17 protein-coding genes are annotated in these 16,825 nt (G+C 31.3%); 16 read left to right on the plus strand and 1 reads right to left on the minus strand.

Annotated features, from left to right (window positions below; all coding sequences use genetic code 11):
- Window positions 1-56 precede the first annotated feature (56 nt).
- From miaB to DY249_RS02330, 10 genes are all read left to right on the plus strand, one after another.
- Window positions 57-1,409, plus strand: coding sequence for a tRNA (N6-isopentenyl adenosine(37)-C2)-methylthiotransferase MiaB (gene miaB, locus DY249_RS02285; protein WP_115595048.1), 1,353 nt, complete (start codon window positions 57-59; stop codon window positions 1,407-1,409).
- A 99-nt stretch (window positions 1,410-1,508) separates the two neighbouring features.
- Window positions 1,509-2,489, plus strand: coding sequence for a V0D/AC39 family V-type ATPase subunit (locus DY249_RS02290; protein WP_101539932.1), 981 nt, complete (start codon window positions 1,509-1,511; stop codon window positions 2,487-2,489).
- Window positions 2,490-2,491: 2 nt separating this feature from the next.
- Window positions 2,492-3,370 (plus strand): V-type ATP synthase subunit I domain-containing protein, encoded by an 879-nt coding sequence (locus DY249_RS02295; RefSeq protein WP_115595049.1) that lies wholly within the window; start codon window positions 2,492-2,494, stop codon window positions 3,368-3,370.
- A gap of 17 nt (window positions 3,371-3,387) precedes the next feature.
- Window positions 3,388-5,268, plus strand: coding sequence for a V-type ATP synthase subunit I (locus tag DY249_RS02300; protein WP_245943487.1), 1,881 nt, complete (start codon window positions 3,388-3,390; stop codon window positions 5,266-5,268).
- A 25-nt stretch (window positions 5,269-5,293) separates the two neighbouring features.
- Window positions 5,294-5,722 (plus strand): ATP synthase subunit C, encoded by a 429-nt coding sequence (locus tag DY249_RS02305; protein ID WP_115595050.1) that lies wholly within the window; start codon window positions 5,294-5,296, stop codon window positions 5,720-5,722.
- Between the two features lies 1 nt (window position 5,723).
- Entirely contained in the window at window positions 5,724-5,963 is a 240-nt protein-coding gene (locus tag DY249_RS02310) for a V-type ATP synthase subunit F (RefSeq protein ID WP_101539935.1), read from the plus strand.
- Between the two features lie 11 nt (window positions 5,964-5,974).
- Window positions 5,975-6,580, plus strand: coding sequence for an ATPase (locus tag DY249_RS02315; protein ID WP_101539936.1), 606 nt, complete (start codon window positions 5,975-5,977; stop codon window positions 6,578-6,580).
- The gene (locus tag DY249_RS02320) at window positions 6,564-8,315 is read left to right on the plus strand and encodes a V-type ATP synthase subunit A (RefSeq protein WP_101539937.1); all 1,752 of its coding nucleotides are present in this window, start codon (window positions 6,564-6,566) and stop codon (window positions 8,313-8,315) included. The genes DY249_RS02315 and DY249_RS02320 overlap by 17 nt, the downstream gene beginning before the upstream one ends.
- Complete coding sequence (locus tag DY249_RS02325; protein ID WP_101539938.1) at window positions 8,315-9,676, plus strand: V-type ATP synthase subunit B; 1,362 nt, start codon at window positions 8,315-8,317, stop codon at window positions 9,674-9,676. The genes DY249_RS02320 and DY249_RS02325 overlap by 1 nt, the downstream gene beginning before the upstream one ends.
- A gap of 5 nt (window positions 9,677-9,681) precedes the next feature.
- Window positions 9,682-10,323, plus strand: a complete 642-nt coding sequence (locus DY249_RS02330; RefSeq protein WP_101539939.1) for a V-type ATP synthase subunit D — start codon at window positions 9,682-9,684, stop codon at window positions 10,321-10,323.
- Here DY249_RS02330 and rodA read toward each other — a convergent pair.
- Window positions 10,320-11,510, minus strand: a complete 1,191-nt coding sequence (gene rodA, locus DY249_RS02335; RefSeq protein WP_115595051.1) for a rod shape-determining protein RodA — start codon at window positions 11,508-11,510, stop codon at window positions 10,320-10,322. The two genes, DY249_RS02330 and rodA, sit on opposite strands and share 4 nt — an antisense overlap.
- 103 nt (window positions 11,511-11,613) lie before the next feature.
- On the opposite strand from rodA, the gene nth reads away from it, so the two are divergent.
- From nth to DY249_RS02365, 6 genes are all read left to right on the plus strand, one after another.
- Window positions 11,614-12,255, plus strand: coding sequence for an endonuclease III (gene nth / locus DY249_RS02340; protein WP_281269047.1), 642 nt, complete (start codon window positions 11,614-11,616; stop codon window positions 12,253-12,255).
- The gene (locus tag DY249_RS02345; RefSeq protein WP_101539942.1) at window positions 12,248-13,099 is read left to right on the plus strand and encodes a Cof-type HAD-IIB family hydrolase; all 852 of its coding nucleotides are present in this window, start codon (window positions 12,248-12,250) and stop codon (window positions 13,097-13,099) included. The genes nth and DY249_RS02345 overlap by 8 nt, the downstream gene beginning before the upstream one ends.
- Window positions 13,092-13,550: a tRNA (cytidine(34)-2'-O)-methyltransferase gene (locus DY249_RS02350; protein WP_115595053.1), complete on the plus strand. Its 459-nt coding sequence runs from the start codon at window positions 13,092-13,094 to the stop codon at window positions 13,548-13,550. Before DY249_RS02345 ends, DY249_RS02350 begins: the two co-directional genes overlap by 8 nt.
- A 10-nt stretch (window positions 13,551-13,560) precedes the next feature.
- Window positions 13,561-14,490 carry a thioredoxin-disulfide reductase gene (gene trxB, locus DY249_RS02355; protein ID WP_101539944.1) on the plus strand — a complete coding sequence of 310 codons (930 nt, stop codon included), beginning with the start codon at window positions 13,561-13,563 and terminating at the stop codon, window positions 14,488-14,490.
- A 73-nt stretch (window positions 14,491-14,563) separates the two neighbouring features.
- Window positions 14,564-15,568, plus strand: coding sequence for a type I glyceraldehyde-3-phosphate dehydrogenase (gap, locus tag DY249_RS02360; RefSeq protein WP_101539945.1), 1,005 nt, complete (start codon window positions 14,564-14,566; stop codon window positions 15,566-15,568).
- A 55-nt stretch (window positions 15,569-15,623) separates the two neighbouring features.
- Window positions 15,624-16,820: a phosphoglycerate kinase gene (locus DY249_RS02365; protein WP_115595054.1), complete on the plus strand. Its 1,197-nt coding sequence runs from the start codon at window positions 15,624-15,626 to the stop codon at window positions 16,818-16,820.
- The last annotated feature ends 5 nt before the right edge of the window (window positions 16,821-16,825 follow it).

The raw sequence follows: 16,825 nt of genomic DNA on the forward strand, positions 1-16,825 counted from the left end.
TAACTAAAAATTTAAGAAGATGATTTCGGTCATCTTCTTTTTTAAGTGAGGATAAAATGCAAACATTACAAGAAAAATATAAAGATTATTTTAAAGGTAAAACTTACAATATAACTACTTTTGGTTGCCAGATGAACGAGCATGATTCTGAACGTATATCCTATATTTTAGAAGATCTAGGATATACTTATACAAGTCAAAGGGAAGAAGCAGACTTTATTATATTTAATACTTGTTTAGTACGTGAGAATGCAGAATTAAAATTATATGGTCAAGTATCATCATTGAAAAAATTGAAAAGAGAGCATCCGGAAAAAATTATCTGTGTATGTGGATGTATGATGCAAACAACAGAAGCTAGACAAGTAATTATAGATAAACATCCAGAAGTAGATATAGTTTTTGGTACAAAAAATATAAATTCCCTAGCAGATTTAATATATAGGTACTTAGAAACAAATGAAAGAGTAGTAGATATTTCTACAGATAATTCAAAAGATGATTTTGAAAAATACAATTCTACTAATGATTTCCAAGCCTATGTAAATATTATGAGAGGTTGCGACAATTATTGTACATATTGTATAGTTCCAGAATCAAGAGGTAGGGAAGAATCTAGACGTCCTTATTCCATAATAGAAGAAGTAGAATATTTAGTTTCTCAAGGCTTTAAAGAATTTACTTTGCTTGGTCAAAACGTAAACTCATATGGAAATAAAACCGACTATGACTTCACTTTCCCAGAACTTCTGGCAAGAGTTGCAAAAATTCCGGGAGTTGAAAGACTTAGATTTACATCAAGCCACCCAAAAGATTTATCAGATGAGCTTATAGAAGTAATGCGTGATAATGACAATATTTGCAATTATTTCCATTTGCCAATGCAATCTGGTTCCAATGATGTTCTTAAAAAAATGAACAGACATTATACTATAGAAAAATATCTGGAAAGAGCAAATAAATTAAAAGAAGAAATTCCGGGTATAGCTTTATCAACAGATATAATAGTAGGATTTCCTACAGAAACTGAAGAAGATTTCCAAAAAACAATTGAAGCTTGCAAAAAAGTTGGCTTTGATTCAGCCTTTACCTTTAAGTATTCTCCAAGACCAAAAACGGTTGCAGCAACATATCCTATAATAGATGACGAAATTGTTCAAGATAGGTTTCAAAGACTTTTAGATGAGCTATATCCAATGTTTAACGAAAAAAATGCCGAATATGTAGGAAAAACTGTAGAAGTACTTTTAGAATCAGAATCTAAAAATAATCCAGAAGTACTAACAGGCAGAACCGACACATTTAAATTAGTACACGTAAAGGCTCCAAAAGAGCTAATAGGGGAAATTGTAAAAGTAAAAATTACAGATCATACATCATTTACTATATCAGGTGACTTGGTAAATTAATTATCAAATCAACTATGGATAATACAAATTATTTAATATCCTTTAATAAAAATGTTATAAGTGATATTATTTTTTTGTTAAGGAGAAAAGAGGCGATAAATGAGAGATGTATTAGTAAAAGCCAAAGCAAAAATGGGCAAAATCCCAAATAATAATTTATATATTGACTTGGCAAATGAAGGTAATATTGAAAAAAAAATTGATATTCTTTCAAAAGCTTATCCTGATATTGATAATAGGAAAGATAAAGTAGCCTTGGAAGCGGATAATTTTAAATGGATGCTTAGTGAACTAAAAAGCATTGATTATTTTTTGCAGGGATTAGAAAGTGAATTCTTTAACCTTTATTTCTCAAAATATGAAATACTATTTTTACAAGAAATTATAGAATCCCTTGTAAATCACAATTACAAAAGAAACATAGTTAGATTTAGAGCAAATCCCTTATCAGATAATTTAATTTTAGAAGATAATATGGATTTGGAATCATTTATAAATGCAAATAAATCTAGCAAATATTACAGAACTTTACTCCCATATTTGAATGAAAATATGGAGGCGAGTTCTTTAATATTTTTATCATCGAATGCTTTAATAAAATTTTATTATCGTAGTTTGCTAAAACTTGCTAGAAAGTTTAATAATAAGGAACGTAAGCGTATAGAGAAATTTTTAGGTGAAGAAATAAACCTATTAAATTTTGAAATGCTTTATAGGCTAAAGTCCTATTATGATTTAAATGATAGCGATATATTCAATTACCTAATTGAAGGTGGCAATAACTTTAATGGGGCAAGGTTAAAAGAATTATCACTTTTACCAAGAGAAGACTTTATAAAAACAATGAATGATAGCAAATATAGAAATATATTTGATGAGTATAGCCACACTCATAGGCAGATAAGAAAAAGAGAGTTGAAACTTTATTATGGTGAAATAACCAAACAAGAGAGTGATATTCTTTATGTAGTTTCTGCTATGAATATTATGTTTATAAGTCGTGAAAATATCGAAGCACTTTTGGAAGTAGATGAGTCATTTACAGTTGATGAAGCGATGGAATATCTAATAGTGAGGTAATAATGTCAGTAGAAAAAATGTACCTGGTTAATTTGATATCCGATAAGGAAAATCTGGATGAATTTTTGGAAGATGTCATTAAAATTGGTGATATAGAACCTCTTGATGCATTTAACCAAATAACAAACAGATCTTTTAACGTAACAGCTAGTGCTGAAAATGTTGGTATCACTGAGGATATCAATCAATTATCAGGTTTTAGTAGAGAAGATGATGGATATATCAAAAAATTACAAGAATTAAAAGATTCTTTAGATTTAAAAGATAATCCACGAAGTGGTGAAATTGTTGACCACAATAGAGTTGATGAACTTTATGACAATTTAAAAGTTCTTTTAGACAAAAAAGCAGAATTAGAAGAAAAATCAAGAAAACTTGAAACTTATAAGAAAAATATAGATTTACTTAAAAAATATGACATAGATATAGAAAAAATACAAAACCTTAAATATTTTGACTATAGATATGGGGTTGTTACAGAAGATGGGCGTTTTATATTAAAAAATAATTATGACAATATCCCTTCTTTAATAATCCACTTAGATGAAGATGTTGATCGAACAAGTTTAAACGCTCTTAGTGAAATATACGCTATAGACGAAGCAACCTTTAATTTAAATGAAAAAACAAATCAAGTACTTGAAAATGAAAAAGAAAATACAAGAAGAGTATCCTTAAGACTTGACCAAGACTACAGTGTAAAAAGTAAGGATGCATCAAATCAAATTTACGATGAAATTATGAATGATGCAGACCAACGCTCAAATAACATAAATGCGGAGTATCAGTCAAGAGTTGATAATATGGATAAAATCTATAGCAAATATAAGGAACAAGTTGTTGATAAGGTAGTAGACTTTTTAGTTGATAGCGATAATTAGGAAAAAGGAAGAAATTAATGGCAGATAATCAAGAATTAAATGATGTTAAACTAGCTAATAGTGAAGATTATCTACATACTAAGCCAAAAAATAATAATGATTATGATTTGTTTGATAAGCATCATTACCTGATGGTTTTTCCTAAAAAAGTTGAAAAAGACTTATCAAGGACTATAAATGCCTTAGGTTTTGTAGATAATGAACTTCCAAGCGAAAATAATAGTTTAGATATAGATAATGAAATAAAAGAAAATGAAAAAGAAATTTTAGATTTGAATAAACAAATTGAAGATCTAAAAGATTCTTACAAAGATGTGATTGATTCTCTATCCTACAACTTATCTTTGAGAAAAGAAGCCGAGAACTATGAAAATAGTCTTGCAATAGGTGATAAGTACTTTTATTTCTCAGCTCTAGTACCGGAAAATGATATAAATAATGTAGAAAATCTTGAAAAAAAATATCCTGATACAAAAATCATAACAGAAGATTTAAAAGTTGAAAAAAAGAAAAAATCTAAAAAAGATAAGGATAAGCCCAAAAATATAAATGAAGAATCATATTTGTTGGTTTATCCAAAAAAGGTTAAAAAAGATGTATCAAGATCTATAAACACCCTAGGTTTTGTAGATAATGATATACCAGATAATCTCAATTCATCAAATATAGATAGAGAATATATAAAAGTTAATGACGAATTAACTAGCCTTCATCGTCAGATAAATACAATAAATAGTCAGTATGAAGATACCATAAATAATCTTTCATATTCTTTAGACCATGCTAAAAAATCTGAAGAATTAAAAAGTAATATGGCCCAAGGAGATAAGTATTTTTATCTATCCGGCTGGGTTCCAGAATCAGAAGTTGATAAATTTAAAACTTTAGAAGATAAATATGACAATACAATATTATCAACAAAAGATGATCAATCAGTAAATCAGCAACCGCCAACAAGACTTAAAAATAATAAAGTATTTAAACCTTTTGAATATTTGGTAAATATGTATGGAGCTCCAAGTTATGATGAAGTTGATCCAACTCCATTTTTTGCAATAACTTATATGCTATTGTATGGACTGATGTTTGGGGATTTAGGACAAGGATTAGTATTCTTAGCTCTAGGATTTTATATTTCTAAGAAAAATAAAACCTACGGCGCACTTTTAAAGAGAATAGGCATATCTGCATCTGTCTTTGGACTGATGTATGGATCATTCTTTGGTAAAGAAGATTTAATACCTACCCTACTTATAAAACCATTTGATAATGTAATGACGGTTCTTATTGCCTCTGTTGTATTTGGTATAAGTCTTATGGTGATTTCATATATCATAGGTATTTATAATAAAGTTAGCAAACAACATAACATAGAAGAAGGTATCTTTGGTAAAGAGGGACTTGCAGGACTTATGATGATGATTTCTTTTATCATAATAGTACTGAATCTTGTAAATAAAAGTCCGATACCAATGCCTATTGGTACTGTTATGCTTATACTTTCAATAATAATGATGGTATTTAAGCAACCAATTGCAAGAAAGATTACAGGTTCAAAAAGGCTTTACGATTCAAATAAGAGTGATTACTATATAGAAAGTTCATTTTCAATTATAGAAGCACTTTTATCAGTGTTTTCAAATCTTGTATCTTTTACAAGAGTAGGAGCTTTTGCTATAAACCACGTTGGTTTATATATGGCTTTTGAGGTTATGGCAAATCTTGCTGGTGGATTCTGGGGTGGAGTGATATTACTTTTAGGTAACCTATTAATAATAGGTCTTGAGGGAATGATAGTATTCATCCAAGGATTAAGACTAGAATTTTACGAAATGTTCAGCAAGTATTATGAAGGCAACGGTCGATTATTCAGACCAATTAGTAGTAAAGAAAATTAATTAGAGAGATTAGAGAGGAAAGAATATGATTTTAAAAATAGGAATGTTAGCATTAGCAGTAGTAGTTATCACAATTTATTCAGGTTTATATTTACTTAAAACAAATGAGGATTCATCAAAAGATAAGATTAAGAAGGCATTAAAAATAAATTTATCTACATTTGTTCCAGTAATGGCAATGATTATAGTTTTACTTCTACCAGCAAACGCAAGAGCAGCTGCAGCTGATTCTGCACAAAGCAATGTAGATGGACTTAGATATATAGGTGCAGCACTTTCAACAGGACTTGCAACAATTGGTACTGGATATGCAGTAGGTACAGTAGGATCTGCAGCACTTGGAGCAATTTCAGAAGACCAATCAATCCTAGGACGTACAATCATCTTCGTAGGTCTTGCTGAAGGTATTGCTATCTTCGGTGTTATCATTTCAATCTTAATCTTAAACGCATAAAATGAAGGCGAAAATATTAACTAACGACCCAAGTCTTATTGTAATGTTTAGACTTGGGTCTATTGAAGGGAACTTAGTCACTAACTCAGATGAGGCTTATAATACATTTAGAGCTTCTTTAAAAGAAGATGAGCTTGCAGTTTTAATTATTACAAAAACAATAAATTCATGGATTGAACAAGAAGTTAAGACTCACAGGGAAAGTGAAAATGCTCCTTTAATTGTAGTAATAGATGGTTAATTGGAGGTAATATGCTTGATATAAATCAAAAACTAAGAACCTTTAGAACAATGGTTTGGGATGAAGAAAAAGCAAAAAGTGAAAAAGAATTATATAATTCTACTAATATAAACAGTGAACAAATTGATGAAAAAAAGTCTAGTCTTGAAAAAGACCTAAAGGCTACTTTAGATAATAGAAAAAGTTTTGCAACTATTCGTGGAAATGAAAAAGTTTCAAAACTTGAAGAAGAACAAAAAACTAATTTCTATGCTCACAAAGAGCAATTACTAAATGATCTAGTAAGTGAAATAAAGAAAAGACTAGCAGAATATACAAAAACAGACGAATATAAGAAAAAATTACCAGAAGAAATTAAAAAAACTATTGGTGAAATAAATGAAAACGTCGATGATTTTGAAGTTTTGGTAAAAGAAGAAGACAAAAATCTTATTGATTATCCAAATATTGGAACTCTTGATGATAAATATATAGGTGGATTTATTTTAAAAGTAAAAGATGGATCCTATCAATATAATCAAACATATTTGAAGAAAATAGAAGAAAAACAATATGATATAGGAAAAACCTTATATAATCTGTTTGAAAGTGAGAGTTTGAATGAATCCAACAATTAAAACAATAAATGGACCAGTAGTTGTAGCCAAAAATGCAAGCTCTCTAAAAATTCGTGAGATGGTTTCTGTAGGTAAATTAAAGCTAATTGGAGAAGTCATTTCTGTAGAAGGAGATCTAGCAACTATAGAAGTTTATGAAGATACCTCAGGACTTGCTGCCAATGAAGAAATAGTAGCAACAGGTAGACCACTGTCAGTAAGACTTGGACCAGGCTTACTAAAAAATATGTTTGATGGTATAGAAAGACCTCTAGAAAAAATAAAAGACGAAAATGGAGCCTTTATTCCATCAGGTATAGGTTTTGAAAACTTAGATGAAGAAAAGCCTTGGGATGTTGATATAAAAGTTGCTGCAGGAGATAGCATCCATGTTGGCGATATATATGCAACTATTATGGAAACAAAAACAATTGAACATAGACTAATGAGTACAGTTGATGGAAAAATTACTGAAGTAAGACCATCTGGAACTTATAAGTTAGAAGATACAATAGTAAAAGTTGACACAATTGAAGGTGAAAAAGAATTAAAACTTTACCAATATTGGCCAGTTAGAAATCCTCGACCAGTTAAAAAAATAAGGCCACTTGAACTTTTACTTAGCACAGGACAAAGAGTGCTGGATGTATTTTTTCCAGTTGCAAAGGGTGGTACAGTAGCAATTCCTGGAGGATTTGGTACTGGAAAAACCATGCTTCAACACCAATTTGCCCAATACGCAGATGCAGATATTATTATCTATATAGGTTGTGGTGAACGTGGTAACGAAATGACCCAAGTACTAGAAGAATTTCCAGAGCTAATCGACCCAAATACTGGATATGGATTGATGGAGAGAACAATCCTTATTGCAAATACATCAAACATGCCAGTAGCTGCTCGTGAAGCTTCTATTTATACTGGAATTACTATTGCAGAATACTTTAGAGATATGGGCTACCATGTAGCCTTAATGGCAGATTCTACTTCAAGATGGGCAGAGGCTCTTCGTGAGATTTCTGGTCGTTTGGAAGAAATTCCAGCAGAAGAAGGATATCCAGCATATCTTGGTTCAAGGTTATCACAATTTTATGAAAGAGCTGGATATTTTACAAACTTAAATGGATCTGAAGGATCAGTTACTTTAATCGGTGCCGTTTCACCATCAGGAGGAGACTTCTCAGAACCAGTTACAGAAAATACTAGACGCTCTGTAAATGTATTTTTAGGACTTGATAGAAAACTAGCTTATTCTCGTCACTATCCAGCTATCAACTGGTTAACTTCATATTCAAACTATGTCGATACAATGAGACCCTTCTACCAAGAAAAAACTGGTGAAGATATAATAGCAGTTCGTAATGAACTAATGAATGTACTTTTACAAGAAGACGAAGTTCGTTCTATATTGATGCTTGTAGGTAAGGATGCTTTATCTGATGCTCAAAGAAATATTTTAGATGTTTCTGAATTAGTTAGAGTAGGATTTTTACAACAAAATGCCTACAATGATACTGATAAATTTGTACCACTAGAAAAACAAATTCAAATGCTAAATATTATCAGAAATTACTATCATAAGTCATCAGATGCTGTAAAAGAAGGTGTGCCATATAATAAAGTTTACAGTCCAGATCTAATAAATGATATTACTCAAATGAAATACACTATTAAAAATGATGAATTAGATAAATTTACAGTTTTAAATAACAAAATCGAGTCACATTTCTTAGGACTTAAAGGAGGAGAATATTAATGCGTAAAGAATATACAAAAGTAAAAAGAATAGAATCCTCCATCATTGAGATAGAAAATGTAGCAGATGTAACTTACAATGCTGTAGTATCTGTCCATGCTTTAGGAATGGACTTTGTAGGTCAAGTTGTAAAGATAGATGATGATACTATATCTATAGAAGTTTTTGGAAATACCCAAGACTTTTCTCTAGATGATATAGTAATTAGCTTTGAAGAAAAACCTCTTGCAATCCCATTAAATGAAAAAATCTTAGGACGTACATTTGATGGTCTAGCTCGACCAATTGATAATGGTGGAGAAATCTACTCTGAAAAAAATTATTCGGTTGAGGGTGAACCATTAAACCCAGTTGCTCGTGAGTATCCAAGAGACTTTATTCAAACAGGTATATCATCAATAGATACACTAACAACACTAATCCGTGGACAAAAGCTTCCAATATTCTCTGGATATGGTTTATCACACAACCAAATAGCAGCTCAGATTGTAAGACAAGCAAAACTTAAGACTGATGAAGACTTTGCCTTTGTATTTGCAGCTATGGGTATTAAAAAAGACGAAGCTATGTTCTTTGAAGATGCCTTTAATAAAGCAGGTGTCCGCGATAAGGTAGTAATGTACCAAAACTTAGCTGATAGTCCAATTATGGAGAGACTTATAGCACCAAAATGTGCACTAACAGCTGCAGAATATTTGGCATATGAAAAAGGCTATCACGTTTTGGTAATAATTACAGATATGACTTCTTACTCAGAAGCTTTGCGTGAAGTTTCATCAATCAGACAAGAGGTACCTTCTCGTAAGGGCTATCCAGGATATTTATATTCTGATCTAGCAACCTTATACGAAAGAGCTGGTATGATTCGTGGAGTAAATGGTTCCGTAACACTTATCCCGATTTTAACAATGCCTAATGATGATATTACGCACCCAGTTCCAGACTTAACTGGATATATCACAGAAGGACAAATTGTAATCGATAGAGGATTATTTAACAAAGGTATCTATCCACCAATCAATGTATTGCCATCACTATCTCGTCTTATGAAAGATGGTATTGGTGAAGGTTATACTCGTAAAGACCATGAAGATTTGATGAACCAAATTTATGAATCTTATTCCCACGTAGGAGAAGTTAGAAATATCGCCCAAATCGTAGGTGAAGATGACTTATCAGACATAGATAAAAAATATCTAGAATTTGGAGATGCCTTTGAAAAAAGATTTTTATCTCAAGATCCTACAGAAAATAGAGAACTAGACGAAAGTTTAGATCTAGGCTGGGAAATATTAAATATCTTACCAAAAACAGAGCTTCACAGGGTTAGTCCAGAAAATCTAGATAAATTCATAAGGTAAGTATTATGGAAATAAAATCAACAGCACCTACCAAGGCAAATTTAATTGCAGCCAAAGACCACTTAAAACTTTTAAATGGTGGTCTTGATATACTTGATAAATCAAGAAAGGCTCTAATTGGGGCTCATGATAGTAAAATAAAACAAAGAGACGAATTAAATCAAGAAGTAAATGAAACTATAGAAAAAGTTAGCAGAAATTTTAAGCGTGCTAGAGTTACAATGGGTGAATCAAAATTGGATGATATTTCAAGAATAGTCCCAGTTGATAATAGCATAACTTTAAAAGAAGATGAGTTTATGCAAACTAAAGTTTATGATATCAGCTTTGAACCATCTAAATTAAACTTATCATATTCATTTTATGAAACTAATGAAGCTTTTGATTTAGCTTTATTGTCTTTTAATGAACTTAAAGATAAACTTTATAAGTTAGCAGAGCTTGACACTACAATTAATAACCTTGATAGACAAATAAAAAAAACAAGTAAAAAAGTAAATTCTCTAGAAAAAGTTCAAATTCCTAAAACAGAGGAAAGAATTAAAACAATTACATCTTTAATCGAAGAAAAAGAAAGAGAAGAATTCTCAAAAACCAAGATGGTTAAAGACAAAAAATTAAGAGATCAAGAAAACACCACAAACTAATTTGTTGTGGTGTTTTTTACTTCTCTTTTTTTAGATTCTCTTAGTAAATTTGGATCAATAACCTTTATAGTCTCATAGTCTACAACATCATCATCCTTATAAGATTTTTGCATAGAAGCTGATAAAGCTAGGCCGACCATTATCAGGCAAATTAATTGGAAAGTACCTCCAGCTGATAAAAATGGAAGAGGTATACCGGTTACAGGCATAAGTCCAATAGTCATACCGATATTTTCAAATATATGGATAAAAAGCATAGCTGCTATACCAGTTACCATAAGTGATATAAAGGTATTATTTGATTTTTTTGCAATTCTTACAAGTCTTAAAATTATAACTGTAAAAAGAATTACTAAAATTATTGCTCCAATAAAACCTAATTCCTCTGCTAAAACTGAAAATATAAAGTCAGTTTCTTTTTCTGGTACATATCCATATTGAGATTGTGTTCCATTTAGATAACCACGACCACTTAGCATACCAGAACCTATAGCTATCATTCCTTGTTGTTGTTGCCAGTTAGAACCTGATGTATCTCTAGCTGGATTAAGGAAGTTTTCTATTCTATCTGCTCTATAACCAGATAGATTGGATAAAACTACAAAACCTGCAGCTAGTCCACCAATAGCAAACAATGCTATCCATTTCCAAGATAAGCCAGCTACAAAAAGCATAGCTGCAATAAAAAATAAATAAACCATGGCAGTACCAAAGTCTGGTTGAAGCAAGATAAGTACAACTGGAATAGCTACAAAAACTAAAGCCTCAATTAATTTTTTGGGCTCATTGATGGTATATTTATGTTTATCAAGGTAAGCAGCAAAGGCAAATATAAGACCTACCTTAACAAATTCTGACGGTTGAAATGAAAAGGAACCAATATAAACCCAAGATTTAGCTCCCCATTCATCAAGACCTTGACCAAAAATCAAGGTAAGAACTAAAAGTCCTAAACCAATTCCATATATCCACCAATAAAACTTTTTTAAAACATCCAAATCCATAGTACATAGTATAGCTATAATTATAAAACCAAGGATAGTTGATATAATTTGTGTTCTAACTTCAGAAAAATTTCCTCCATAGGCCGAGTATAAAATAACTAAACCATAAATACTAATAATTAGCGTTGCAAAAAGCAAAACTAAATCCAACTCTTTTATATTTTTTTTTCTAATATTAAACATTCAATCACTCCATATCTAATGCTATATTATACCATTTAAAACAATTATCATAAATAAAAAGAGAAAAAAACAGTATAATCATATTAAAGGTGAAGGTGATAATATTTTAAATAAAAAAGAAATAAACGAAGTCTTAGATATATTAGCTAATATGTACGAAGATCCAGACAAAAATCTTTTGCATTTTGAAACCCCTTTTGAAGCATTAATAGCAACTATGCTATCAGCTCAAAGTACCGATAAAAGAGTAAATGCGGTTACAAGTAAACTTTTTAAAGTAGCCAATACTCCTAAAGATTTTGCAAATATGGATATAAATGAACTAGAAAATTGGATAAAATCTATAGGCATATACAAAAATAAAGCAAAAAATATAAAAGAAACAAGTAAGATATTAGTTCAAGATTATCATGGAGAAGTTCCAAATAAAAAATCAGAACTAATAAAACTTCCTGGAGTAGGTAATAAAACTGCCAATGTAGTTTTGGCAAATGCCTTTGACATCCCAGCTTTTGCAGTAGATACTCATGTATTTAGAGTATCAAATAGGATAGGGCTAGCTGATGGCAAAAATGTAGAGCAGACAGAAGACCAACTTACAGAAAATGTTCCGAAAAAAGATTGGAATATAACTCACAAAAGATTGATAACTCACGGTAGAGCTATCTGCAAGGCGAGAAATCCCTTATGTGAAGAATGCGAATTAAATAAATTGTGTTTATATAATAGGAGTAAGAATGATTAAACTTTTTGCAATAGATATGGATGGTACTCTTTTAAATTCTGATAGTAAGATAAATCCATCAGCAAAAGAAGCTATACAACAATTAAATGAAAAAGGAATAAAAACTGTTTTGACAAGTGGCAGAGTAATGTCTTCAATAAAATATCAGAGTAAGGATTTAAATATTGATAATCCAATGATAGCTGCTAATGGAGCCTTGCTTATGCTTAATAGTCAAAAGAAATTATACGAATATCCATTAGAAGATAGTCATATAAAGGATCTAGTAGAATTTTGCCAAAAACATAAATTTATCTATCATTTTTATGATGAAGATACTTTTTATTCAAATAGACTTGATGACGAAAGGCTAAAGCATTTAAAAATTGATACAGATGATGGATTAAACTACCAATGCAATATTTCAATAACAGAAGATCCATATGAGGATTTAAAACAAAAAGAAAAACCAGCCTATAAAATATTAATAGGTTGTTTAAAAAGTCATCCTTATGGAGAAGAAAAAGCTGTAAAAATTATAAAAGAAGCTTTTGATGATAAACTTTATGTGACATCATCAGGACCAGGAGCAATTGAAATAATGGAGCAACATGTAAATAAATGGGAAGCTGTAAAATACTTATCAGACCAGCTTGGAATAAAAAAAGATGAAATTGCAGCAATTGGTGATTCTTATAATGATTTACCTATGGTAAAAGAATCTAAAATAGGCTTTGCCATGGGCAATGGAAATGAAAAAGTAAAAGAAGTAGCAGATTATGTAGTAGCTGATAACAATTCTAGTGGTATCAAAGAAGCAGCAGAAATAATTTTAAATTATAATAAGGAAAATCCAAGTGTTTAATGTAGTGTTAATAGCCCCAGAATATCCGGGCAATGTAGGCAATATTGGCAGAACATGTGTACTAACCGAATCTCATTTACATTTAGTAAGACCTTTTAAATTTGATTTTTCAAATAAGGCATTGAAAAAATCGGGTATTGATTATTGGGATAAGGTAAATTTGACTATCCATGATAGTATGGATGAATTTGTAGAATTTTTGGATGATAAAAATTTCTACCTTGTGGAAACAGGAGCAGCTACCAAGTATTCGGATGTAGACTTTAAAGATGGAGATTTTTTGATATTTGGTAGGGAAAAAGAAGGTATAGATCAAGCAATTTTGGAAAAATATAAAGAAAAAATAATCACAATTCCAATGACAAAGAAAATTGATAGGTCACTCAATCTTGCCAATTCAGTAAATATAGTTTTATATGAAGCTTTAAGGCAAAATGATTTTAAATTTTAGGAGAAAATAAATGTACGATATTATTATTTTAGGAGCAGGTCCTGCAGGATTAACAGCAGGACTTTACGCAGGAAGATCAAAATTAAAAACACTTATAATTGAAAAAAATATACCAGGTGGACAAATAGCAACAACTGCTTTTGTAGACAATTATCCAGGATCTATAGAAGATGCAACAGGCATGGGTCTATCAGATAGGATGTATGAGCAAGCCAAAGAATATTGTGAATTTTTAACTACAGAAGTAACTAGTGTTGAATTAAAAGGTAAGGTTAAAAAAGTTCATACAGAAGATGGCAAAACATTAGAAGCTAAAGTCATAATTATATCAACCGGTGCATCCCACAGGAAACTAGAAGTACCAGGTGAAAAAGAATTTTTAAATATGGGAGTTTCTTATTGTGCAACCTGTGATGGACCATTTTATAGTGGTCTAGATATATTTGTAGTAGGTGGTGGAGATAGTGCATTAGAAGAAGCAATTTATCTAACCAAATTTGGCAAGTCTGTAACAATTATCCATAGACGTGATGAGTTTAGAGCAAGTCAACTTGTAGTTGATAAGGCAAAAGCAAATGAAAAAATAAAATTTGAACTAGATTCTGTAGTAACAGAAATAAAAGGGGATAAGGAAACTAGTTCTCTTATAGTAGAGAATGTAAAAACAGGTGAGAAAAAAGAATTAAAAAGTGATGATAATAGTCCAATTGGGGTATTTATATTTGTAGGTTATATACCACAAACAGAAATGTTTAAAGATCAAGTCGAAATGAATTATGGGTATATAGTTACCGATAGCGATATGAAAACAAATATCGAAGGAGTTTTTGCTATAGGAGATAACCGTGAAAAATCTGTAAGACAAATGGTTAATGCGGCAGGAGATGGCTGTATAGCAGCAGTTATAGCAAACAGATACTTAGAAGGTCAAGTCTGGTAAACTCTTGACAGAATACTATCGTAAAGTAAAATGTTATTGTATAGACTTTTAGAAAGAATATTAGGAGGGAATAATGACAACTAGAGTAGCTATAAACGGATTCGGAAGAATCGGACGTTTAACATTAAGAAGAATTGCTGAAGTACAAGATGATATTGAAGTAGTAGCAATCAACGACCTTATCGATAAAAAAGGTCTTGCTTATGCTTTCAAATATGATACAGCTCAAGGCAGATTTAAAGGAGATTTCGAAGAAACTGAAGAAGGATTTAAAGTAAACGGCAAGGAAATTAAAATTTTCGCAGAAAGAAATCCAGAAGACCTACCTTGGGGAGATCTTGATGTAGACGTTGTTCTAGAATGTACAGGATTCTTTACAGAAAAAGAAAAAGCAGAAGCTCACTTAAAAGCAGGAGCTAAAAAAGTTCTAATCTCAGCACCAGGTAAAGGTGACATGAAAACTATCGTTTACGGTGTAAATCACGAAACACTTGATGGATCTGAAACAGTAGTATCAGCAGCAAGCTGTACAACAAATTGCTTAGCTCCAATGGTAAACGTGCTAAATAAAGAGTTTGGCTTTGTAACAGGTCAAATGTCAACAATCCATGCTTATACAGCAACACAAGCTATCCAAGATACACCAGCTACTAAAAAAGATTTAAGAGGCGGACGTGCAGCAGCACAAAATACAATTCCAGCTTCAACAGGAGCTGCAAAAGCAGTTGGTAAAGTACTTCCAGAAGTAGATGGTAAAATCGATGGAACAGCTTTAAGAGTACCAGTTATCACAGGATCAATCACAGAACTTTACTCAGTACTTGATAAAAAAGTAACTGCAGAAGAAGTAAATGAAGCAATGAAGAAATACTCAAACGATGCATTTGCATACGAAACTGAAGACGTTGTTTCAAGTGATATCATTGGCTATCCAGCTGGATCAGTATTTGATTCACAACTAACAAAAGTTGTAGAAAATGGAGATAACCAACTAGTTAAAACAGTTGCTTGGTATGATAACGAAGCAGGATACGTATCTAACCTAGTTAGAACACTTGATTATTTAGCTAAACTTTAAGAGATAGAAGAGGGCAGGGATATTTATCTCTAGCCCTTTTATTATTGAGGTAATTATGAATAAACAAACATTAAAAGACTTAGATGTTAAAGGAAAAAAAGTTTTAGTTAGAGTAGACTTTAATGTTCCTTTATCCAAAGAAAATAAAGGCGAAATTGCCGATGATACTAGAATCAAAGCAGCCCTTCCTACAATAGACTATCTATTAGAAAATGATGCAAAAGTTATTTTGATGAGCCATTTAGGAAGACCAAAAGGAGAATCTAACCCAGAATTTGTTTTGAAACCAGTTGCAGATTGGTTAGAAAACCACTATGGTGAAAAATTCCACTTTATTCCATCTCCAGAAGTAGTAGATGAAAAAGTAAAAGAAGATGTAGCAAATCTAAAAGAAGGAGAAGTAGCTCTTTTAGAAAATACTAGATTTGTAGCAGGCGAAACAAAGAATGATGAAGAATTTGCTAAAAAATTAGCATCGCTTGCTGATTTATACGTTAATGATGCCTTTGGTACAAGCCACAGAGCCCATGCTTCAAATGTTGGTGTGGCAAGTATATTACCATCAGCAGTAGGATTTTTAATAGAAAAAGAAATAGATGTTATGGGTAAAGCCCTAGAAGATCCAGAACACCCATTTGTATCAATCCTTGGTGGAGCAAAAGTATCTGATAAAATTGGAGTAATTGAAAACTTAATTACAAAAGTAGATACTGTTATTATAGGCGGTGGTATGGCTTATACATTCCTAAAAGCTCAAGGTAAAGAAATTGGTAAATCATTATTAGAAGAAGATAAGATGGATCTATCACTTGAACTTTTAGATCGTGCCAAAGAAAATGGTGTAGAAATATTACTACCAGAAGATGTAGTTATAGCTGATGAAATTGCATCAGGTGTAGAAACAGAAATAGTAGACATAGATCATATACCAACTGATAAAGAAGCCTTAGACATTGGACCAAAATCTGCAGAAAAATTTGCAGATAAAATAAAAGACGCTAAAACAGTTGTTTGGAATGGTCCTATGGGGGTATTTGAAGTTAAAGAATTTTCAAATGGTACTATAAAAATTGCACAAGCACTAGCTGAAGCTGATGCAACAACAATAGTTGGTGGTGGAGACTCTGCTCTTGCAATTGAAATGTCAGGATTAAAAGACAAAATTACCCATGTATCTACCGGTGGTGGAGCAAGCCTAGAATTTTTAGAAGGCAAAGATCTACCAGGAATTACTGCAATAGAAGATAAATAAGGAGT

This window comes from Anaerococcus octavius, from assembly GCF_900445265.1.
Lineage (GTDB): Bacteria > Bacillota > Clostridia > Tissierellales > Peptoniphilaceae > Anaerococcus > Anaerococcus octavius.